Below are 21,898 nucleotides of genomic sequence, written 5' to 3' on the forward strand. Positions count from 1 at the left end.
CATTGAGTGCTTCCCAAATTAAAGATATTTTGTTAACTAGGATTACCTACATCCTATCAATTATGTTTTTCATTTTTAGTTTCCTCGGAATATTGTTAACATTGTGGCTTCGTACTCAGTTAAAAGTGCTTAAGGGGAAATCGTTATGAAAAGAGTGCGTGCTGAACTTCAAGAGGATAAGCCGAATGATGCTCTTGAAGCCAGGAAGGAAATACTTATTAAAAATGGAAAAAGGCTTATTGGACTTTCTCATTCAAGTAACACGAACAGTGCTTACAGAAGTGACTGGGCTCAATTTGAGAAATGGTGTGCTCAGCATCACTATACAAGTCTGCCAGCAAGTGAAGAATGTATAGGAAGTTATATATCTGATTTAGTATTACAGGATTATAAAGCAAATACGATCAAGCGTAAGATTAATGCTCTTCAATTTGCGCACCAGGTTGCCGAGAAAGTGTTACCTATTACACATTCCATTCAATTGATGTTAGCTGGCACCCGTAAAGAATTAGGAACTAAACAACAAGGAAAAGCCCCTCTCACAATCAAGATGTTAAAGCAAATGGTAGAAGCTACAAACACAATTGATAACAGGCTTAAAAGTTGCAGGGATAAAGCTTTGTTACTCATTGGTTTCTTGGGGGCATTCAGAAGAAGTGAGATTGTTAGTATTGATGTTGAGGATATAAAGATTGAGCCTGAAGGGTTAGTTGTTAACCTGAGAAGATCTAAGACAGACCAAGAGGGGGAGTCTGCGCTGATTGGACTACCAAAAAGTCGAGACGAGCGTACTTGTCCTATCATAGCGTTCAAAAATTGGATAGAACTTTCTCAAATAAAGAGTGGTCCTGTATTTCAAAGTGTAAATCGTCACGGAAACTTAACTGGAAAGCGTCTCTCTGATCGCGCAATTGCAAATGTAGTCAAAGAATATGTTGAATTATGTGGTTATGATTCGGTAAACTTTTCTGGCCATAGCTTAAGAGCGGGTTTTGTTACTGAAGCAGCAAGAGCGGGCGCGAATGAAAGATCTATTGCCAATCAGAGTCGTCATAAATCAATGAAAACACTAAGACGATATATCCGGATGGGGAATGTGTTTACTGAGAATGCCGCCAATGATCTTGGACTTTAAACAGTATAGAATCACAAAAAAAGCGAGTTCCAATTGGAACTCGCTTTCTTGTTATTTTTCTTCCATTTGTCTTTGAGAAGCATCTGAAAAAATAACTTTTACGGCTGCTATTATTTTACCTTTGTCCTCTTTAGAAAGAGGCTTTCCGTATAGTTGTACACCAGCTCCATTGATGAAGGAGAGTAATTCGTTGAGTTCCGGAGTATCTGGGTGGAAACCTTTTTTGTCTGCCGCGTAACCAGCAAGATAATCTGGCGTAACCTTCAGTGCTGCTGCAAGGCTATAAATTTCTTCAATAGTTGCTCTTACCGTTCCTTCAAGTATTTCAGTAATCTGCTCCATTGAAATCTCTGTTTTCTTAGCCAACTTCAGAATACTAACTGAATTTTCTTTAATCAGTTGCTCTAGTCGGTTTACAAAAATAACATTTCGTTCATCGTCTGAGATCTCAGGTTGAGCTTTTTTAACAATGCCTGCCTTTTCAAGCAGAGTTTCATACGGTATTTCATAACCCCTAGCAAATTTTTGAAGTTTATCTGTTTGAATGATGATTTCTTTTTGTGAGCGGGGGTCAATACCGTTTTCAACATTTTTGATATAAGAATGACTAATACCTGTTACGTCTGAAGCCTGTCGGTAAGAGTAACCTTTGTCTTCTCTTATTTGTCGCAGGTACTGTCCTAATACAATCGGTGCTGAAAGGAGTGCAGGGTGATTCGGATCTATAGTTGTTGTTGAGTTCTTATCGTTAGTCATTTTTATTTCCACCTTTCTTATTCTCAATCAAAGGTTCAAACATTATATACACATCTAAGGAAGTTCAATAAAGAGGTCCAATTGAACAAAATTTGATGATCGCCATTGTTATAATAATATTCCCTAACTGCTTTTGTGTAAACGAGTGTAAAACTTAATATACATTTATTAAAATAAGTGTAATTCATGATTGACACTCTTAGTGTATATTCTGTAATATAAGCATTGAAAGTTGTTTTGAAATTCTCCCGTCTACCAAACGGGTTTTTGTTTCTTACATAAATTTAATTAGTTTTGGTTCTGAAAGGAGATTGTAACGATTGACAGTTTTAAATAGAGCCTTGCCTGAAGTTAATCCGTCAATTCAAGTTATTGTTAAAAGTAATCTTCGTTCTTTTCGAAAAAAGAACGGTGAAACGCAAGATGAATTAGCAAGAGCTATAGGAGTTACTCGTCAAACAATCCTCAAAATTGAGAAGAATGGACAAGTTCCTGTTTTTATCTTGGCTGCATTACTGGCGAATCACTACAATGCAACAATTGAAGAGATCTTTGAATGTTCATTCAATTGATTTTTGTATTTCTTGGAATACGAAAATGTATACCGTCGATTACATTTTAGCATAAAAGTAATTTTTAGAATAGCATTATCGAAAAAAAATCAGTCTCTAAGCTTAAGTATTTTTTAGTTTTCACTAAGTGAGATGGTAAAGGGTGAGTGCGTTGAAAACATCTATTGAGCTATTGGCAAGTTATCAGGGTAATCGAAGTCAGGTTCTAAAAGATAAACGGATTCAACAGGAAATAAGTCTCGCTGATTATTTAAGTGATGAAGAAAGAGAAGATCTTTTGCACACTCGTAACATGAGCAGGATCGTTTCTCATTGTAATTTTGCAATCCAAACGATTGGTTACCCGATCGGGGAAAAGGTTGATGATAAGCACCTTTCAATTTTAAGTGAGATTGAAGTCGCAATCATTAAACAGAGGTTAGAAGAAGGATCGGGCTTTGATGAGATTGGTAAGGTGTATGGATACTTTCCAGCTGTAACGAAAGATATTTTCAGTAAAGCACTTCGTAAGCTCACAAAGCATATTCGTGATAACACTGTCGGAAATGAGAAGGAATAAATTTATTTAAATCATTTTTATCGGGAGGAATAACCATGTGGTATGCATTACAAGTGAGAAACGGATTTGAATTAGAAATAGCGGATCGATTAAATCAGTACGCTGCTGTAAAAAATCTTCATTCATTGATCAAAGGGATCTTCGCGGGGGTAAAGAAAGTCGTTAAAATGACTCCAAAGGGCAGAAAACTAAATATAGACTCGGTTCTTACAGGTTATATTTTTGTGAAACTCGATGAACTCACAGCCGAACTCTGGCACTTCTTCAAAGGACTGCCTGGAGTTTATAAGGTGCTTGATTCGTCTCCTATATCTTCAGAAGAAATTGAAAAATTACATAGTCAGTGCAAAGGTGAAGTTGAAGTTAAAATGGATGAAAACAGCGAGATTAATAAAGCTGCCGAAGAAGTTTGTGAGGGAACACCTTCTAATGAAGAAAAACCCAAAGTGACTGAACTGGTAAGTACTGAATCCCAAACTGAAGTTAAACAAACTTCTTGTAACAAAGATAATACAAACGTTCTTACTCATTGCTATGAGGTCATTCGTAAAGGGGCAAATAGCATGCTTCGTGTGCCAATTGATATCTATCGTCGGGCTATGGAGTATGATGATAGGCTTAAGGACAGCAGAAACGAAAGAGATCTAAAATTCATTCTACAAGCATTAAAAACTTATGCCACTGATGTTCTGCTTGTTAAGAAGAGGTATGACAAGAAGAGTATTAAACAACAGAATTTCTACTCATCCTGAAAATTATAGACATAAGGTTACTTAATAATGTATGAGAAGCGTCATAGGTTGTTCAAATTCATTCTTTAGTAATTTCTATACTACTGTTATGGATTCGCAATTATTTAGGTGTATAGATGTTGGAAAGCTATTCTTCGAAGATTAGATTGTGTATCAATGATTGATCGGCATAATGACTAAAAGTCAAAAGAAATGGAGTGGAGTAATTGAAAACGAGTAGAATTTGGAAGGTTTATTTACCGTTGATTTTTTTAGGGGCGCTAATTGTAATCATTGTAGGCATTGTGGCTAAACCGGGTGGCTCTATTATGGAGAATATAGCGCCTGATGTGAATAATAATTTAGCCAAGAATGTAATTAATATCGTTGATGCAAGTGCATACGATAAGCAGAAGGATAAAGAGTACTTAGTATATTTTTATTCTGATGATTGCCACGTTTGTAATTCTTACAAGCCTTTGTTAGATAAATATGTTACTAAAGGATCTGCTCTTACGGTGTATGCAGTAGACGTACTTGATCCGGACGCCAAAAGTGTATTAAAGGATCTACATGTGAATGAAACTCCAACTTTAATAAGAATTACTAAGGGAATTGAATCATGGAGAGCACTTGGCGACCTACCTATAGAGTTATTACCTCACAAATCAAGCTCAAGCCATGAAAAGCTTTAAGTTCTCTTATTAAGAGAAATGTTCAACCTTATTTTATTAATCAATTGAAGGGGGCACTGTAGTGTACGCTAAAACTCACATGATTGCTGGAGGGATTGTAGGCTATTTAATATCTCCTACATGGGTAGGCGTCCTGGGAGGAGCCGTTTCTTCGTTGCTCTCTGATATAGATGAACCTAAAAGTTTTATCGGTAGAAAGACACTGCTACTATCAGTCCCTCTGAATTGGTCTATTGAACACCGTACAGTAACACATTCTTTATTGTTTGCGTTTGTTTCAGCTTTCATTTTTTTTGCAGTAACTGTTCTGACACCGCTATACATGCTGGGATACGTTATCCTCGGTGGAATTATCTCACACATAGTAGGTGACATGTTAACAGGCAGGGTGATGCTTTTTTGGCCTATGAAAAAGAAGATCGGAATTAAAATGCCCTTTTGGATATATCGTATAGTCGATATGTTAATTCGACTTGGTTTAATCTACTTAGTCATCCATCAATTGGTTTTCGGTAATGTTTTTAAAAACTTACTATCTAATAGTATTTTGTAATATATAAATTATTATCCGGAAGGAGATTCTGTATGGGATTACAGCGTATTACTACGCTCTTTATGAGGGGGGAATCCTATTGGGTTGAGCTTCCGGACGGAGAGGGAAGCGAACAGGAGGGTGAAAGGCCTGTTTTAATTGTATCTAATGACTATGGGAATACATTTTCACCAGTTGTTAATGTGGTTCCGATGACGTTAGAAGCGAAAAAACCAATTCCAACACATGCTTTGATTGAAAGTTCTCTAGGTCTTCAGACAGTTCTTTGTGAGCAAGTAATGACCGTAGACAAATCTAGATTGCTTTCGAAGCATTTAATATTTTCCCCAGAAGACATGTTCAAAGTAGATAAGGCACTTTTTAATGTTTTTTTCTATCAAGGATCATGAAATTATTACATAACTGAACAGATTATTTCTAAACCCTCTTCCATGCTGAAGGGGGTTTTTTTTATAGGTTCGAGGGGGTGACAACATTTAAGCATCAATTGTTATATGAGGTTAGATTGGGTCTAGGAAAAACAAATGGAGGAATGAAAATGAGCATTATTAAGTCAAAAAAATTCTGGTTGCAATTGGTTATAGTGGCAGTGTTTTGCCTGGCTTTTGCAACTGTAACATCAGCGGCAAAGCTGAATCCACAGGACGCCACAGCGTTCCAAACTTGGACAAAAGATTCTGCTGACCGTGGAGCAACAGCAGTAAGAGAAGTTTTTGGCTGGATTGCTGCTATCTTCTTGATTATTGGTGCATTCCAGTTTCTGACCGCTGCAGGAGATTCTTCTAAAATTCAAGCTGCAAAAGATAAATTTAAGTACACATTGGGAGCACTAGCCCTAGTCATTATGGCAGATAAAATTGTCGGATTGTTCTATGGTATCTTCGGAGGCAACCCTACCTAATTAGGAGGTATTTTTGATGTATGGAGAACAGCACTTATTAACCTTCAAAAGTCAGGAGAAAACAAAAGTAATCTACAATCTATCTTTTGCTCAAGTAGGTTGGTGGATTGCCGGAGGCTACTTATCGTTACAAGCAATCCAATATCTGCCTAAGATACCTGGTATCGGGACTGTAGGGTACTTACCACACATGATCCCGTTTGTAATTTTCTTGGCTTTTGCACATGTAACACACCCGTCAACGGGTCAACAACTACACCATTATCTATTGGGTTATCTCCTCTGCCGGAGACGTAAGAGGAGTTTCTTGTAGACAAAACAAAGGGGCGGCCCTATTATATGGGCCGCATCCCTGCTTGATATTAATAAAGAGGAAATGGGGGGAATATCGTGGATATTATTTTGGGATTACTCTTGATTGCCATTGCGCTTGTAATGCATTTCAAAGGTAGAGAAACGAAAAAAAAATTACAGGCTTCTAAACCAGCTAATAAGAAAAAATAGTAATTGAAATACGAATAAAGATGCCTTGTATTCAAGGCATCTTTATTTGTATTTTATGAAGCTAATTAAAGAGGTGAAAGTAATGGATATTATATTGGTTGTCGCCATTGTTGGCGCGCTGCTATTTCTCCAATTCGGGGGGAAATCAAAGAAAAAAATAAAGAAGGAAGAAGCGAGTGATTGGTTTCAGGTAAAGGATCTGAGCGAGGATGGATTGATAACAACTGAAGATGAGCGATATATGTTTATGCTAGAGGTCCAGCCTATATCATTTGCATTGAAATCTCCCAGTGAACAAAAAACAATATGGATTTCTTTCCGAGAGGCCATTAATGCGATACCGCATCCCTTGCGTTTTAAATCCGAAAGTCATCCTTATGATCTAGATGGGTATTTTCAGGATCTCAAATCGCAAGCTTACGAAACGAATGATCCCTTAGACGTGCAGTATGTGAACGAATTAGAAGAGACTTTTCTAGGGATGATTGAAGCAAATAAGATTCAGGATCGGAAGTATTATGTTTTTTTGGAGACAGATGCGAGGTATTTGCTTGATTTAACAACAGAAACCTCTAATCCAATCATAAACGATCTATTAAGGAAAAATGCTGCTCGAAAGAATATGGATCAAGATATAGATGCCGTAAGACAAGAGCTAACCAATAGCATGCGGATTATACAATCAAAGTTTCACGCGGTAGGGATCATGACTACTGAAATGAATGAACGACACGTAAAACAATACTTATACCGGACACAAAATAGAGAGATTGCAGGTTTGGTCACATTAGACGAAATGATTGAAATGATTGCTGATGATGACCAAATACCACAATCGTTTGGGAAATCTGCATATACTGACGAGGTGGCTTAATGCTTAAAATACCATTTTTCAATAAGAAAAAAAGGGAACAAAGCGAACTAGAGGATGAGACAGAACAGAACTTTACTCTAGAGAAGGGGATATCAAAAAAAGAAGCTGCCCTGATTGCTCCACCATCTATCATTGAAAGAGTCCCTGGAGAGAATAATGCTACGGACTATTGGGTGGAATTTGGAGACAACACTGGCGGGGCACAGTATTTACGCTCATGGTTCTTGAAGTTCACAGGTCGAACTACTTTTGTAGGAATGTTTGATCCAATTATGCTCTCAGAAGGGGAAGGAGCAGTAGATATTACTGTTACCACGGAACCTGCTGAGATAAGCAACGAGATCAACGTCATCGCAAACCGAATCGCTGTACTTCAAGCTGAACTAACTACTGAACATAACCCAGCAAAGGTCGGCTCTATGATGCAGGAGCTTAGTGACCTAGAAGGCCAGATGGGACGTTTACGTGTAAATGCAGAAAAATTGTTTAACACTTCTGTTTGTTTGAATGTGGCAGCGAACGAACCTGAAAAGTTAAGAAGATTGAGTCGAACCATTATCAAAAGACTGACTGGTATGGGTATTCGTTTCAATGCAGCTGACACACGGCAATTAGAGACGTGGCGACACTCGGTGGGGATAGGTAACAAGGTAATTGCTAAACCTCACATTAAAGAGATGGAAAGTAGTAATGTGGCAGACTTCTTCTTGTTTGGATATGGGGGATTATCACATCGCAAAGGGGTTCTACTCGGATTTGACCATTATCGTCGACCGGTTTTTTATGATGGATGGGATCGTAGACTTGCGAATCAGCACATGGTCGTTTTTGGGCGAGCCGGTTCAGGTAAGTCTTTTGCAATTAAAGTTCTAACTCGTAGATCAGCAGCTTTAGGTATAAAAACGGGAATCATCGATCCGGAGAGGGAGTACAAAAATCTTGTACTTGCGATGAACGGGCCTTATGCTGAGTTGTCTCCTAAACATGCTGATTTTCAACAACTTAATATTTATGATGTTCGCGAAGAAGAAGATGAGAATGGGCGGGTATTTGTAGACATCGAGGAAGCTTCGAAAGGGGTTCAAGCAGTAATCTTCAAAATGATTAGAACTGTTGATCCCGAACTTCTCAATGGTACAGTGAAAGTTGCAATTCATGATACTATTATTCAACTTTACAAGAATTTTAAGATCAATAGTAACCCTGAAAGTCTGTATGAATTAGTGGGTAATGAGTATGTAATTAAAACCATGCCAGTTCTTTATGATCACTATAAACTGATGCAAGAGAATGAAAAATTAGAGCATATTCATCCGATTATCAAATTGTTCACTAGAGATAGTGGGGATGAAACAAAATCTATTTTTGATGGTGAATCTACATTCTCCATTGATGATGCCAGGGTGTTTGGTATTTCCACGGCAGACCTCGATGAGGAATGGATGAAGCCAATTGGGACATTTGTAGCTAATAAGTGGGTATGGGAACGATTTGGTAAAAAGAATCGACATCAGCGAAAGCGAATAGTTGGTGATGAGGCCCAACTCATGATGGAGAATCCTGAAGAAGCCAAGTGGCTTGAGAATGCATACCGGCGTGGTCGAAAATTGAATGTTTCTATGTGTGCAGTTACACAAGGTTTTGAAGTATTCCTACGGGTTCCTGAAGGTATGGGTATTCTTAAAAACGCTCCTACAAAACTATTATTGAGGCAAGAGAGTATTGATATTGATGCTGTGCAAGGCAAATTCAAACTTGCGGAGGGAGAGGCTAGGTTCTTACTTACGGCGCCTGCCGGTGTTGGGATATTGAAAGTGGATGAAGAGTCCACGATCGTCAGTATACAACCTACACCAGATGAGTACTGGCTCTATACTACCAATCCGAATGATTTTGTTGAACACAGTATTGGAGCGTGATGGAATTGCATAGGAAAGGTACCAGCCTCTCAGTGAGGCTTATTTTGGCGTTATTAATTTTAAGCATCGGGATCTTGCTACCATCAATATCCGGATTTGCTCATGCGGAAACATCAACTCCTGAACAAGTTGCGGATGGTCCTACGGATCAAATTAGAGATGGGGTATTTGGTGAGCGCTTGGATGATGCAGAAGATCCAGGCTATCTTGAAAGACAGCTGGCCGGGTTGATCATAAATTTCGCGGAATTTATACGAAAAGTACTGGGGCTTAAAGATCTAAATGAACTTATCTTTCTTAAAGGATCAGAAAACCTAGTCTTTAATACTTTTGATTCGTCCATATTCAGTATTATTGTGGATTTCTTCAATTCCTTTTTGACGGTCAGTGCCTGGTTGGCTGTGCTTTCTATTCTTGCATGGGCTTTTATGATTATGTTTAAGGGTGGTACACAGCAAGGGCAATTAAGTATAAATAGTATGTCTGAGGGGTTTGTAATCTACTTCGTTGGTTTAAACCTAGGCGGCTATATGTATAAGCTTATTTTCTCGGCAAACTATGTGGTTGTATTGTGGGCTATTGATGGTTTGAAGATGGCAACCGGATGGGATGTAACTCAGGTTAATATATTAGACATAATGACATCAGAAACCAAAAGTTTGGGTCAAGCTGCTTTGATTATTCTCATTGTATTTTGTGTGGGTATGTTGAATTATCAGTACGCGCTTCGTCTAGCAACTTTAATTTTTTTGATGGTTATTTTCCCTTGGGTTCTATATCGTTGTACGACCCCAGGCTCACAGAAAGTGCTGGACGAATGGTTTCGTGAATTCGCAGCTCAAGTGTTTACGCAAGCTGGTCACGCCATCGGATATGCTATCTTTATAGCGATTCTAGCCAAGCAACCTAGCTTTTGGATACTTCTCGTCTTTTTAGTAGGGATGCCTACCATCACGAGTTTGGTACGTATACCTATTGGAGCAAAAGGTGGAGGAACCGTTGGTGGCGGATTCGGTATGGGAACAGCTATGGCGGTCCAAGGGATAGTCAAAGGTCTCCGAGGTAAGGGCAGTGGGGGGAAAAATGCACCTCCCTCAAATAACAACGGAATTATGCCTTCTGATTCAGTTGGAGCTACTCCAGCAACAGCAGATGCGATGAGCCCTGTCAGTAGCCCAAGTTTTAATACTATGGCAGGTGGAGCAAGCAACTTGGCACCAACCGCACCTGGAAAGGGAACCGGTGCTAAGTTTGGTGCGGGAAGCCGGATAGGTTCAAACATGAACAGTAGTAGAGGGGCGGGTAGCAGTTCACAACCAGCTTCACCTCTCCGGAGTTTTGTAGAGTCACGTGGAGGAGTTGTAGGGTTAGCTAAAACCGGAGGAGCTATGGCGGGTAAAGCAGCAGGAGCTGTAGCAAGAAAAACCGCTATAGCAGCAGGAGCAGGGGCAGGCTTTATTGCAGGGAGCGCACTTTCAGGCAGTATGTCAGGAGGGTTTGTTGGTGCGGCATTAGGTTCTCAAGGTGTAGCTAAACTAGAACAGGGTGCTGGTACTGTTGCAAAAGGAATAAAGGGATTGAGCCAAGCTTATCAATCTTATAGAGCAGAAAACCCTATTCAGGAAACGCAGATGGCTCAGGCACCACTGGCTCTTCCTATGGGAAGTAGTCCTCCTTTGGCCCTTCCTGCGGGCCCAGGTGTTCAACCTGGAGGGACTAATAGACCTCTCGAATTAGCAGGACCGGTCCATACTCCGCTCCAAGATCAGGGAGGAGTCATGGTGACATCTAAAGGTGGTGCAGGAAGTCCAGTACAAGGTAGCCCGACCTTCCCAGGGAGACCAAATATGAATGGACAAAGTTCTGGCACTCCAAGTATTCCGGGTGGAGGCGGTAAGCGGAATCCTGGAAGTATTCCAAATAATCCGAATCCAATGAACTCAACCATGATTCCACCAGTTCCAAGAAGTCCGATGGTAAATCAGAGAAACAGGAGTAATATGAACCATCTTCAACGAGTCTTTGATGAAGGAGTAAGATCTGGACCAAATCAATCCCTTTCTAACAGAGGTGGAGATCCTGGACCACAACCACCTCCTGTAGTTTCATCTTCACCTATGGATTCTTATGGAGATCCGGGTCCTCCACCACCATTGTCTGAAAATGAAACCCGAGGTTTTTCTCAATATGATGGAAATAGTAGGCCTCGGCCGATTGATATCCAACCCATAAAACGTAATGACTAAATCGAAAAAATGTCTTCTCTATCTATTAGAGAAGACATTTTTTCTTAGTTTGAGGTGATCTCTTGAGTTTAGAAAGACTCTTTCAAGCAGGTAAGAATGCCGGGAAGAATTATTTGAAGAAAAAGCTCGCCAAATTAGGAAAAGCAATTGCAAAAAAATTGATCATCAAATTAATGCCTTATATTATCGTAATTGCTTTAATACTAATTGCTTTTTTAAGTATTTATTCACTGTTTTTTGGCGCTCCGGATGACTTTAAACAAGAAAAAGGCCAAATGGCCATTTTTACAACGGATGAACACGACACTGAATGGAATTTGGAGAAGGATAAGGAACTGCAAGAGAAATATATTCAACTATCGGAGAATGGACTTGGTTCGAGTGGAGAATACAGCTTCGGGTCTAAACAAGGCGTGCCCTATCAAGAGAGTCCCTTTGATCAGGCGACTTTATACCAAATTTCTTGGGCTCTTATTGCTGCTGCAGACCGAGTAATTGGAGATCCGGTTGTAGGTGACGGAAGGACACGTAAACCAGATCCTGAGCGAACATACAAAGCTATCGGGCCACGGTTTACCTGGAAGGACACTGTAGTGACTGTTGAAACGAAGACTACGACTTACAAAACGGTCATTGCAGAAGATAAAACTGAGCGTGAGGAAAAACAGGTCTCTTTTGACACACAAACTTATAAGACAAAGCTTATTACTAATGTGGATCAATATGATCAAACCGTTAACATTGACTACCGTACGGAAACGGTTCAGACCGGAGATAGTGATAATTACACCAAAGTCACAGCTGAAGTACTTAGTACCGTGGTGTCTACGCCTCGTACGCCAGATCGACTAGTCACTTTTTTAGTTGATCATGGGCTCATCGAAGAAGACGCTGAGTTTGTAATTGAGCTAGCGAAGGTATACGACCCTCTGTATGTAGGATTTCCGGGTAGTGGTGACGGAAATGGTGAAGGGGGAAGTTATGTCAGTGGACAGATACCTCCTGAATTTGTGCCTATCTATAAAGCGGCTGCGGCCAAATACAAGATACCTTGGTATGCACTAGCTGCAATTCACAACGTCGAAACCACGTTTTCGACGGACCCCACGATGGTTTCGAGTGTCGGAGCAATTGGACACATGCAGTTTATGCCTGCAACGTGGGTAGGGTGGAAGTATAACATTGGTGGTGGACTTGTATCAGACTCTTTGGACATTACTAATTTAGGGACCATTAAAATTGGTGGGGGCTATGGAGTTGATGCGAACGGAGACGGTAAAGCCGATCCTTGGGACATCGAGGATGCAATTTATTCTGCTGCTAATTATTTATCAAAGAATGGCTATAACAAGAATCCACGTGCTGCGGTGAAGATGTATAATCACGCGGATTGGTATGTAGATAAAGTAATGGCACTCATTGATTTGTATAAAAAGCCAGCTCCTCTTTGGGAATCAGCTATATATCCTGTAGATCAAGGTCTGTATCGCGTTTCAAGCGTTTTTGGATACAGAATACATCCTAAGACTGGTGTGAAAAAAATGCACTCAGGGATTGATTTAGCAGCCCCAGCCGGTACACCGGTTAAAGCACCTATGGACGGTATAGTCACCTTTGTTGGTACGAAGAGTGGGTATGGAAATACGATCATCATAGACCATGGTGGAGGTTACCAAACACTGTATGGTCACTTACTGGATAGTAGTACCCTCGTTAAAAATAACCAACAAGTTAAAGCCGGTGAGCAAATTGCAGGTGTGGGTTCAACGGGTGTTTCAACAGGAAATCACTTACATTTTGAGATTATCACGAATGGTATGAAAGTTGACCCTGCTAAATACATGACATTCTAACTGATTACGTTGAAAGGGGGGGGGCCGGTTAACTTTGAATTTATTTGAATTTATTTGAATTTAGAGAAGGGATGAGTAATTCGTATGTACAAAAAGGGAATTATTTTAACACTAGTCATGATTTTAATGATTGTTTTTGCGGTACCTTCTTTTGCGGCACCCGCGTTTGCAGAATCGGGTTTAAGCATACCTTCAACCAATTCCCATAAAGAATTAGATGTATCAGCAGTAGACGGTGGACGATTCTCTAAGGCGATGGATTCTCTTACGGGTGATACTCAAATAGTTGGAGGCAAGTTGGCTTACCCTCTTTTTTTCTTTTGTTTAATTTTCGGCATAATACTATGTGTTCTCGGAATATTTTCGAAGAAACTTCTAGCTTTAGGGGGACTTTCCATAGTATTAGGATTTATAATTCTTCTCGTTCTTGGGGATCTCGGAAAAGCAGTGGATTATATGGAGTACGTAGCTGTAACCATAAGAAATTATTTCTGAATATTAGTACGAAGAGTGACGGTATCCCGTCACTCTTTTTTTGTATTAAGGCATAAGAGCATTTAGAAGAAGAGGGAGGGTAACTTATGCATATAGCTGTCATTTGTAAGCAAGCAAATTACGATAGAATCTCTGCAGCATTGATCGAACTTAACTCTCATCTACAAATATCACAACCATTGACTAGTTGGAATACAGCTCTGGAATATATCCATGGTGCCAAAATTGATGGGGTTGTGATTGAAGAAAGTATCTCCTTTTTTAGCCAGGTTAGCTCCTTACCACTACCTAGCTTAGTGTACTCCGGTCATCATCGTGATTTTAGAGATGCCGCAAAAAAATGGATTACATCGCTAGGATTAGCGATAACTTCAATCAGCGAAGAGAAGCATCCAGAAGATAGTAAACAAGAAACGGAAGTCATCATTACATCTCCGGAAAATAATCAATCGAAGAAACTCAAAACAGGAACCAGAGTAGCGATTGTAGCCAAGGATTCTAATTTGGTGGAACTGATCACTTCATTTGGGGGAATACAAATTGTTGCAAGTACAAGCTCTTTTCAAGATGTGATGTCTCTGGAGACGCTAAATCAGCCAGAAGTAATCTTTATCGAAGAAGGGGTCATGCCAAAAGAGGAGCCCACTCTACGTGAACTGAAAATCAATCAAATTGTTACGGAGTACAAGGATGTAGAAGGCGTAAGGCTAGTGATGATGCTCTTCGAGCGTAAGAATACTCGAGTGTATAAGAAAATGATTGAAAAAGGTTTTTACAACTTTCTGGCTAAGAATAATGTAACTTCAGCAGACATTGAACGGTTAATAAAGGTTCCGCGAACACATCAAGATACCATTGAATACCAAGATGAAGAACTGGTTGTTCCGGTTCATGTAGAGAATGAAGTTCAGCAATTAGACCCATCAGAGAATAACAACCAACCTGATGAAAACAGTAAACCGCAAGCGGATATCTCCATGGAGGAGTCGATTGCAAAAAAGAGTTTTCTTATGTCTAGATCGTCTGAACCGACTACTACAATCGATGAGAAGAAAGTGGTAAAAGATGTTAGAGTTGAAACAACTGCAGAGGGGTTCTCAAACCATTCAGAGGTGAGTGCTAAAGAGAGTGAGGAAGCTTCACAAATTCCTGCTGTTCTGGAGACTCCTGAACCTGAGGTTCCAAAACCAACGAAGAGAAAGCCATTTTTTCAGAATATTTTTCGCAAAGTTATCCTGCCTGATGCTATTTCACAAACTTCTTCTCCTAAACTGATAGAGAAAAAGATGGATGATCAGATAGGGAGAGTATCTAATCAAACTGTTTTTGCTTACCCAATGCCTCATAGGGTACTTTTTTATTCACCAAAAGGTGGAGCTGGTTCTACATCCATCGTGGTAGATCTTGCAGAAGGAGCTGCTGATAATGCACTTGGTGTCGCGGAAATAGCTTATAGCTATGGTCAAATTGCAGGCAGACTTGGATTGCATCCTTCTTATACCATTAGTGACAGTCCAGATGGCATGGAAGAATTGGCGGTATGTAAAGAGAAGTATCTTTGCTCACCGTGGATTTATTCAGTCAAAAAGCCGTTTAATGATACGTTGGTTAAGGAATGGTTGGTCCGGGCGGAACGAGCATTTGGAGGAAAGACCATATTGGCAGATTTACAGAGTCAAAGTTCACCACTGATATTAATGGCATCCCATGAGTGGTGTACGAAGTCGATATGGGTAGTACAAAACACATCCTCCCACCTAGGTATGGCAGAATTGCAAATGTCCCATTTGAAGAAAATGGGGAATGATTGGCGTAAAATAGGAATTCTTATTCAAGGCGGTACGAAAGAGCGGTTACCTTGGGAAGAAGAATTGGGTATACCTGTGATTGGTACACTGCCATCAGATATGTTAAGTAAGGATTGGAGATTGAATCTACAAGATATTATGGCCGAATATTTACGCATGCCGGTCATCGTTTGAAGCAAACAAAATCGAGGAGGCATCACAAAATGAATTATAAAAAAAAGTTTATTAATGCAGGCTTACTAACAGCAATGGTATCACTACTTATCGCAGGATCGGCCTTTGCAAAAACAACCACTTCTATTCAAGCGACTATTGAGAGCCATATTAAAGTAATAAAAGATGGCCAAGAACTAACGCTACGAAATGAACAAGGGAAGAAAGTGGAACCTGTAATGATAGAGGGTAGTGTTTATGTACCACTTAGAGCAATTAGTGAGACGGTGGGATGGGAAGTGGATTGGGATAATAGCGTTAAATCCATAACTTTAACTGAACCGGACAGTGGTATTGATCCCAATCAGCCATTGAATCCAGTTGAACCTCCAGTAAGACCGATTTCACTAGTCGATTTTCCGGGAACAATCGATAGCAAGCTCCTTTTGTCCACGGTACAATCCGATCTTCAAATAGGTACAGTTTCTTTTGCCCAAGGTGGGATATTAAAAGGAAAGTCAGCACGTACAACTATTGATTTTGGTGGAGAGAGTTTTGACACACTAAACTTGTTTATGGGTGTGAAGAAAACTGCTCCAACATCGGTAAAAAATAGTCCTACAAATGTGAATGAACCGGTAGAGGTTCGCTTCTTAGAAATTGATGGGAAGAAAGAAATCTCATTCTTCACAACGAACATTCGACCAACAGACGGCGTTAAGAAATTCACTGTAGATCTTAAAGGGAAGAAGAAAATTAGAATCGCGATTACGAGTGATTTAACGGACACTCAATTAATTTTAGGTGATCCAATGTTCGATTAAAGTAATATTATTTTTCCGTGAGCTTTTCAAATCCTAAATCAGTGATATCATTCTACTTGTCCTCAAACATTAGATTAAAAGCACATTAATTAACAGTTATATGAAGTTTATTGTTTGTGTCACTTCATTGTGTGACACAAACAATCTAGTGTTACATAAGGAAGATCGTGGGGACATGAAAAAGAAGGAGCAATGATTGATGGCTTTTCGTTTTGAATGGAATAGACATGAATATAAGGGGGTGAAGTAAATATCTCAGACCATAACGGTTAAAATAAAGCTGCTACCGTCTAAAGAGCAGATCCTACTATTGAAACAAAGTAGTAACGAATATATCCGAGTTGTTAATGCACTCGTGGCCGAGATGGTAGAAGAAAAGAAAAGTGTTAAGAAGACAACAAAAGACGTTTTTGCTAATCTACCAAGTGCAGTAAAAAATCAAGCGATTAAAGATGCGAGAAGTGTATTCATTACCAAAGTTAAGAAAAGTAAATACACAATCATACCGACTCTGAAGAGACCGATTTGCGTATGGAATAACCAAAACTATTCTTTTGACTTCACGCACATTTCAATTCCATTCATGGTAGAGGGTAAATCTAATCGTGTAAAAATTCGTGCTTTATTTATCGACAAAGACAATCGAAACGTTAACCTTTTGAAGCACAAACTGGGTACGCTCCGTGTCACGAAATGTTCAGGAAAGTGGGTAGCCCAAATTGCTGTCACCATTCCAACAGTTGAAAAGAAGGGGATTCGGATTTTGGGCGTTGATTTGGGGCTGAAAGTTCCTGCCGTAGCCATCACAGATGATGATCAAGCTCGCTTCTTTGGGAATGGGCGAGAAAACAAATACAAGAAAAGGAAGTTTCGTAGTGTTCGTAAAAAGCTAGGAAAACAAATGAAAGTGAACGTTATTCGCAAGTTACAAGATAAAGAACAACGCTGGATGAAAGACAAAGACCACAAAGTTAGTCGTGAAATTGTTAATTTCGCAGTCGAGAATAAGGTATCTGTCATTCGTTTAGAGCAACTAACGAATATTAGACAGACGACAAGAACAAGTCGTAAAAACAAAAAGAATCTACACACATGGTCATTCTACCGTTTGGCACATTTCATTGAATACAAAGCAAATATGACGGGAATCAAAGTGGAATATGTGAATCCTGTAAATACAAGTAAAACATGCCCAGAATGTTCAAAAAAGAACAAGGCACAAGATAGAAGATATACGTGCCCATGTGGATTCAAGAAACATCGTGATATCGTTGGGGCGATGAATATTCGCTACGCAACTGTGATTGGCGGTAACAGTCGATCAGCCTAAGATGCTATATGCACTGTCTTAGGAGGGGCAATGGCATTCCCCAATCTTAGCACCTGTCTAAAGCAGAAATGAAATGAGGAGGTTAAGGTAGCTAAGAATCCCAGTCACTTTAGTGACCTTGCCCCTTTAGGGTGGGAGTGTCAAGTAAGTCATGTAAACAAAACTTTGCATTGATTTTTCATTTGATCGACATTTATAAAGAAGAACACATCTTATAAAAATAGTGAGTAGATGAAAAGTTGAGAAAGATAAAGCTGAATTGACGGAGAGATATTTATCTTGGTCCAATCGTCTTGAGGCGTTCGACGCTTTTATTTAGTAAATTAGCCAATAACTAAATATACTTAACATTGAGCCTTTAGGCAGATTAGATAGGTTAATCTGTCGGGCACTAATAAGCAACCCCATGTGCAATTTTGAACTGACATGGGGTTGCTTACTTCAATAAAGGTAAATTGGCATAAGAATATACAACCACTTTTAAATATTTTTTTAAAATACATGAGAAGATTAAAATAATAAGAGAAAATGTATTTCGAGATTTACATTTTTATCATATTATGAATACGGTATTATTTATAAAATCACCATAAATGTTAAGGGTTCTCATGATACATAGTACTTGTTCTTGAAATAGTTTTCGCATTTGTAACACCTCATTCCAAGAGCTACGAAAACTAGGGGATATTTGTGGATCTGTTACACAGAGCTGCACAACTACATTAGACATATTATAAGGCGGGATACAATGGATCATTCGGTGTTTGAATCTTTAAGGCAAGCTGGCGAGGGCAGAAGCAATTTGAGGGTTGCACCGGATCAACATCCAGTGATGGAAAAATGGATTAATACTAATCCCAGGTACCATGATCTTATTGAATTAGATAGCACAGTACATATCTAGATACTTAGAATGCGATGTGTATAAAGATTTACTCCGACTTATGACGATAAAAAGTATTAGTGGGGATATATTCGAAATTAGTATTTATACAGAAGGAGTGAGGTAATGAGTGTTTTTAATCGTGTTCTTAAGAACTATGAAGCAAACAAAAGAAAGAAGAGAATTCGGCTTTATGTGAATCAAATCTTGAATGAATTCTCTTTAGTTGGTGCTGTAAAAGTAGAGTTTAACGCCGACATGACTATTCGAAATGGGAGGTATGATCGTTTCAAGAGTTTAGTGATAGTTGGAATTCAGGAAACCCTGGACACGAGTGAACCAATAACAGATCAAGATTGGCTAGCCTTTAAAAATACATTCCATCATGAACTGACTCATGCGAAGAATTATATAGCTTTAGATGATGCTACTAAGGAAAAAATCAACAACGAATTATTTACCCTTAAGCATTTTGCTTTTAAGTTAATTGATGAATATAGTGCATATTCATCTGCCGACGGAAAATACAGACAAACCGGGATAGGTAGTTCAGAAGAGATAATCCAAAGAGCGTTAAAGCCGCTGTGGTCTAATGATTATTTTGTGGAACAGACTACCTCACAAAACGGTTACAATGATGTAAAGAGATATGAGCATTTCGTTGATCTGTGTACTGCAGTTCTTGTTCACAGTATTCGTAACGATAAGTTTCCCTCAATTAAAGAGACATACGCCGGTTACAATGAGATGTGTAAATCCCTTGTAAGCATTTTGGAAGAATATAGTGCTCAACTTCCGCTTAACCACGAGGAATATGAGGAGGCAAGTTTGAGAATATGGGAAGCTTTGCTTATAATGGTTCCGAAAAATAGGGTTACTCTATTCAAGAGAAATGTAGGAATAATTTTCTGACTGCTGAAGTTCTAACACTTACTAAACTGAAATGAAATGTATAATTTTTATAATTTTGTGGTTGAAAAAAAATAAGTAACATCAACACATAGGATACTCTCCCAGTACTAACCAAACTGTAATTGAATACCCCCAAAAGTTCATGGAAAGATTATAGGTCATAAAACCATGAAGGGAGCAATACAGTTGATCAAGAAAATTTATGTTTTAATTTTAATGATGGTACTTTTAATTACGGGGTGTAACTCAAATACTAATCAGCACAATGCCACCGAACCTAAAATGAAGACTGTTCCAGAACAATCTAATGTAAGGAATTTAGACCAGAGCAGAGGTAATATTAGGGTGTTAAACACGGAGGTAGACAATTATTATAAAGAAGCGGTAGGAAAGACCGGTGCGGAGTTGAAGCAAATTCTACACGAGATAATCAGCAAACAAGATGTGATCGATTATCGAGGCCAGCAAATGTGGGATGCATTAGGCGATACCGATCAGGACCCAAATGACCCAAGTAAAGTCATGCTTTTATATGCTGGCCGTTCTGTATCGAAATCAAACCATGGAAGCCAATGGAACAAAGAACATGTTTGGGCTCAGTACCATGGTGAATTCGGCCGTACGAGAGGTATTGGATCTGATTTGCATAATCTTAAGCCTGAAGATCCTGACGTGAATAGAGATAGAGGACATAGGAACTTTGATGAATCGGCTGACGACTATAATGGGAATCGCGCACCTGACACTAAATGGGATGCAGATTCTTGGGAACCGAGAGATGAAGTTAAAGGCGATATTGCCCGGATAATCTTATACATGGATACCAGGTATGAAGATACCGATAGAATGGATTTGAAAGTGGTTGACTCAAGCCCGATGGATAATAGTGAACCTCAGCATGGTAAACTTTCAACATTATTAAAATGGCATGAGGAAGACCCAGTGGATGATTTCGAAAGAAGAAGGAATAATGTGATTTTCGAAAAATATCAACACAACCGGAATCCTTTTATTGACCACCCTGAATGGGTAGCTGAAGTATATAATAAGTAATAAGCATAGTTTAATCTTAAGAGATGTGTATCGACAGGGTATGAATAGCTCACTCCATTTATCTTACGTGGTCCACGCAATACGTAAAGAAGACTGTTTGTTAGCAGCTCTTCTTTACGTTTTTTTGGTCATGTCGTAATACTTTCGCCCTTTCGATAAACCAACAATAGTGTCAAACTAAAAATAGCGAAAAAATATTAATTATCATACATAATTTAGAGATCCACGCACACAAGTTCATTACTATGAGAAACGAGGGACGTTACATTATGAAAGATAAGAAAAGAAAGATGTTCAACGAAGGGCAACTAGAATCATTATGTAAAATTATTGCCGATACTAGTACTGGATCGACCGGCTCACAGATTGAGAGTGTTTAAGAGATTCAAAAATAAAAGATGTTGACCCAAATAATACAAAGTGGAGACGTCTGTATAATGCTCTAATTACCGAGCAAAACGAGAGTGGAATGGGTAACTGTGTCCTAACATTTATATCAAAAGCTTTAAATCCTGCACGATTTGTAGGTGAATTGAAGTTTTATCGAGGTATAATCGAAAAGATTAATACGGTTCTTTTGTTCCAAGGACTTGAATTTAAAGAAGATGGATGTTTTCATACGGTAAAAGCTGCCAAGACTCTCTCTGAAGCTGAATCGCGCGCGTCAAATTTAAAAGAGACAATTGCTAGTAGGAATCTCCATAGCCATCTTTTGAAATTTTGCAAAGCAGAGCTGCTTGAGGACAATTATTTTCATGCCGTCCTAGAGGCAACAAAGAGCATTGCATCTATGATTAGAGCAAAAACTGGTTTGACTAGTGATGGAGCAACGCTGGTGGAGGCAGCTTTTTCAGGAAGTTCTCCTATGTTGAAAATTAATCCTTTTGAAACGGAATCTGAAAAAAGCGAGCAAAAGGGATTTGTGAATCTAACCAAGGGGTTGTTTGGTACATTCAGGAATACAACTGCTCATGCTGCACGATATGAATGGAACTTGCCTGAAGAAGATGCTGTCGACCTTTTTACATTAGCCTCTTATGTACTTAGACGTATTGAGAAGAGTAGCTAAGAAACATATTTCGATACTCAACGATGTGCTTGCTTCCCATACTTGTGCCGGTGACCTTAATGTCATTAAACAT

The 21,898-nt window shown here is 39.1% G+C and carries 20 protein-coding genes; 19 read left to right on the plus strand and 1 reads right to left on the minus strand.

Annotated features, from left to right (window positions below; all coding sequences use genetic code 11):
- The first annotated feature begins 145 nt into the window (after positions 1-145).
- Positions 146-1,135, plus strand: coding sequence for a tyrosine-type recombinase/integrase (locus HP548_RS12080; RefSeq protein ID WP_175381760.1), 990 nt, complete (start codon positions 146-148; stop codon positions 1,133-1,135).
- A gap of 51 nt (positions 1,136-1,186) precedes the next feature.
- On the opposite strand, the gene HP548_RS12085 is transcribed toward HP548_RS12080, so the two are convergent.
- Positions 1,187-1,891 (minus strand): helix-turn-helix transcriptional regulator, encoded by a 705-nt coding sequence (locus HP548_RS12085; protein WP_175381761.1) that lies wholly within the window; start codon positions 1,889-1,891, stop codon positions 1,187-1,189.
- A gap of 320 nt (positions 1,892-2,211) precedes the next feature.
- Here HP548_RS12085 and HP548_RS12090 point away from each other — a divergent pair, with 320 nt between their 5' ends.
- From HP548_RS12090 to HP548_RS12175, 18 genes are all read left to right on the plus strand, one after another.
- Positions 2,212-2,463: a helix-turn-helix transcriptional regulator gene (locus tag HP548_RS12090; RefSeq protein WP_246318038.1), complete on the plus strand. Its 252-nt coding sequence runs from the start codon at positions 2,212-2,214 to the stop codon at positions 2,461-2,463.
- A gap of 151 nt (positions 2,464-2,614) precedes the next feature.
- The gene (locus HP548_RS12095; protein WP_175381762.1) at positions 2,615-3,022 is read left to right on the plus strand and encodes a hypothetical protein; all 408 of its coding nucleotides are present in this window, start codon (positions 2,615-2,617) and stop codon (positions 3,020-3,022) included.
- Positions 3,023-3,057: 35 nt separating this feature from the next.
- Positions 3,058-3,774 (plus strand): transcription termination/antitermination NusG family protein, encoded by a 717-nt coding sequence (locus HP548_RS12100; RefSeq protein WP_175381763.1) that lies wholly within the window; start codon positions 3,058-3,060, stop codon positions 3,772-3,774.
- A gap of 206 nt (positions 3,775-3,980) precedes the next feature.
- A complete protein-coding gene (locus HP548_RS12105; RefSeq protein ID WP_175381764.1) occupies positions 3,981-4,448 on the plus strand; it encodes a thioredoxin family protein in 468 nt (155 codons plus the stop codon).
- 61 nt (positions 4,449-4,509) lie between these two features.
- On the plus strand, positions 4,510-5,001 hold the full coding sequence (locus HP548_RS12110) for a metal-dependent hydrolase (protein ID WP_175381765.1): 492 nt from the start codon (positions 4,510-4,512) through the stop codon (positions 4,999-5,001).
- A gap of 32 nt (positions 5,002-5,033) precedes the next feature.
- A complete protein-coding gene (locus HP548_RS12115) occupies positions 5,034-5,390 on the plus strand; it encodes a type II toxin-antitoxin system PemK/MazF family toxin (protein WP_079696840.1) in 357 nt (118 codons plus the stop codon).
- Between the two features lie 149 nt (positions 5,391-5,539).
- Positions 5,540-5,902: a hypothetical protein gene (locus HP548_RS12120; RefSeq protein ID WP_079696841.1), complete on the plus strand. Its 363-nt coding sequence runs from the start codon at positions 5,540-5,542 to the stop codon at positions 5,900-5,902.
- Positions 5,903-6,488: 586 nt separating this feature from the next.
- Complete coding sequence (locus HP548_RS12125) at positions 6,489-7,280, plus strand: hypothetical protein (protein WP_079696843.1); 792 nt, start codon at positions 6,489-6,491, stop codon at positions 7,278-7,280.
- A complete protein-coding gene (locus tag HP548_RS12130) occupies positions 7,280-9,199 on the plus strand; it encodes a VirB4 family type IV secretion system protein (RefSeq protein WP_175381766.1) in 1,920 nt (639 codons plus the stop codon). The genes HP548_RS12125 and HP548_RS12130 overlap by 1 nt, the downstream gene beginning before the upstream one ends.
- Positions 9,200-9,243: 44 nt before the next feature.
- Positions 9,244-11,445 carry a hypothetical protein gene (locus HP548_RS12135; protein ID WP_175381767.1) on the plus strand — a complete coding sequence of 734 codons (2,202 nt, stop codon included), beginning with the start codon at positions 9,244-9,246 and terminating at the stop codon, positions 11,443-11,445.
- Positions 11,446-11,507: 62 nt separating this feature from the next.
- Positions 11,508-13,298 carry a peptidoglycan DD-metalloendopeptidase family protein gene (locus HP548_RS12140; RefSeq protein ID WP_175381768.1) on the plus strand — a complete coding sequence of 597 codons (1,791 nt, stop codon included), beginning with the start codon at positions 11,508-11,510 and terminating at the stop codon, positions 13,296-13,298.
- Positions 13,299-13,382: 84 nt separating this feature from the next.
- On the plus strand, positions 13,383-13,793 hold the full coding sequence (locus HP548_RS12145; RefSeq protein ID WP_175381769.1) for a hypothetical protein: 411 nt from the start codon (positions 13,383-13,385) through the stop codon (positions 13,791-13,793).
- A gap of 86 nt (positions 13,794-13,879) precedes the next feature.
- Positions 13,880-15,775, plus strand: a complete 1,896-nt coding sequence (locus HP548_RS12150) for a P-loop NTPase family protein (RefSeq protein ID WP_175381770.1) — start codon at positions 13,880-13,882, stop codon at positions 15,773-15,775.
- A gap of 29 nt (positions 15,776-15,804) precedes the next feature.
- The gene (locus HP548_RS12155; RefSeq protein ID WP_175381771.1) at positions 15,805-16,578 is read left to right on the plus strand and encodes a stalk domain-containing protein; all 774 of its coding nucleotides are present in this window, start codon (positions 15,805-15,807) and stop codon (positions 16,576-16,578) included.
- Positions 16,579-16,828: 250 nt separating this feature from the next.
- Positions 16,829-17,908, plus strand: a complete 1,080-nt coding sequence (locus HP548_RS12160; protein ID WP_090811024.1) for an RNA-guided endonuclease InsQ/TnpB family protein — start codon at positions 16,829-16,831, stop codon at positions 17,906-17,908.
- Between the two features lie 1,009 nt (positions 17,909-18,917).
- Positions 18,918-19,703, plus strand: a complete 786-nt coding sequence (locus HP548_RS12165) for a hypothetical protein (protein ID WP_090811022.1) — start codon at positions 18,918-18,920, stop codon at positions 19,701-19,703.
- 186 nt (positions 19,704-19,889) lie between these two features.
- Positions 19,890-20,756 (plus strand): endonuclease I family protein, encoded by an 867-nt coding sequence (locus HP548_RS12170; RefSeq protein ID WP_175381772.1) that lies wholly within the window; start codon positions 19,890-19,892, stop codon positions 20,754-20,756.
- Between the two features lie 469 nt (positions 20,757-21,225).
- Complete coding sequence (locus HP548_RS12175; RefSeq protein ID WP_217504691.1) at positions 21,226-21,825, plus strand: TIGR02391 family protein; 600 nt, start codon at positions 21,226-21,228, stop codon at positions 21,823-21,825.
- The last annotated feature ends 73 nt before the right edge of the window (positions 21,826-21,898 follow it).

The organism is Paenibacillus taichungensis, assembly GCF_013359905.1.
GTDB classification, from domain to species: Bacteria; Bacillota; Bacilli; order Paenibacillales; family Paenibacillaceae; genus Paenibacillus; species Paenibacillus taichungensis.

What these genes read in the sequence shown, in the direction of transcription:
- HP548_RS12080 (WP_175381760.1), top strand. Translation starts at nt 146, where the DNA reads ATGAAAAGAGTGCGTGCTGAACTTCAAGAGGATAAGCCGAATGATGCT.
- HP548_RS12085 (WP_175381761.1), bottom strand. Translation starts at nt 1,891, where the DNA reads ATGACTAACGATAAGAACTCAACAACAACTATAGATCCGAATCACCCT.
- HP548_RS12100 (WP_175381763.1), top strand. Translation starts at nt 3,058, where the DNA reads ATGTGGTATGCATTACAAGTGAGAAACGGATTTGAATTAGAAATAGCG.
- HP548_RS12115 (WP_079696840.1), top strand. Translation starts at nt 5,034, where the DNA reads ATGGGATTACAGCGTATTACTACGCTCTTTATGAGGGGGGAATCCTAT.
- HP548_RS12120 (WP_079696841.1), top strand. Translation starts at nt 5,540, where the DNA reads ATGAGCATTATTAAGTCAAAAAAATTCTGGTTGCAATTGGTTATAGTG.
- HP548_RS12125 (WP_079696843.1), top strand. Translation starts at nt 6,489, where the DNA reads ATGGATATTATATTGGTTGTCGCCATTGTTGGCGCGCTGCTATTTCTC.
- HP548_RS12130 (WP_175381766.1), top strand. Translation starts at nt 7,280, where the DNA reads ATGCTTAAAATACCATTTTTCAATAAGAAAAAAAGGGAACAAAGCGAA.
- HP548_RS12145 (WP_175381769.1), top strand. Translation starts at nt 13,383, where the DNA reads ATGTACAAAAAGGGAATTATTTTAACACTAGTCATGATTTTAATGATT.
- HP548_RS12150 (WP_175381770.1), top strand. Translation starts at nt 13,880, where the DNA reads ATGCATATAGCTGTCATTTGTAAGCAAGCAAATTACGATAGAATCTCT.
- HP548_RS12155 (WP_175381771.1), top strand. Translation starts at nt 15,805, where the DNA reads ATGAATTATAAAAAAAAGTTTATTAATGCAGGCTTACTAACAGCAATG.
- HP548_RS12165 (WP_090811022.1), top strand. Translation starts at nt 18,918, where the DNA reads ATGAGTGTTTTTAATCGTGTTCTTAAGAACTATGAAGCAAACAAAAGA.
- HP548_RS12175 (WP_217504691.1), top strand. Translation starts at nt 21,226, where the DNA reads ATGGGTAACTGTGTCCTAACATTTATATCAAAAGCTTTAAATCCTGCA.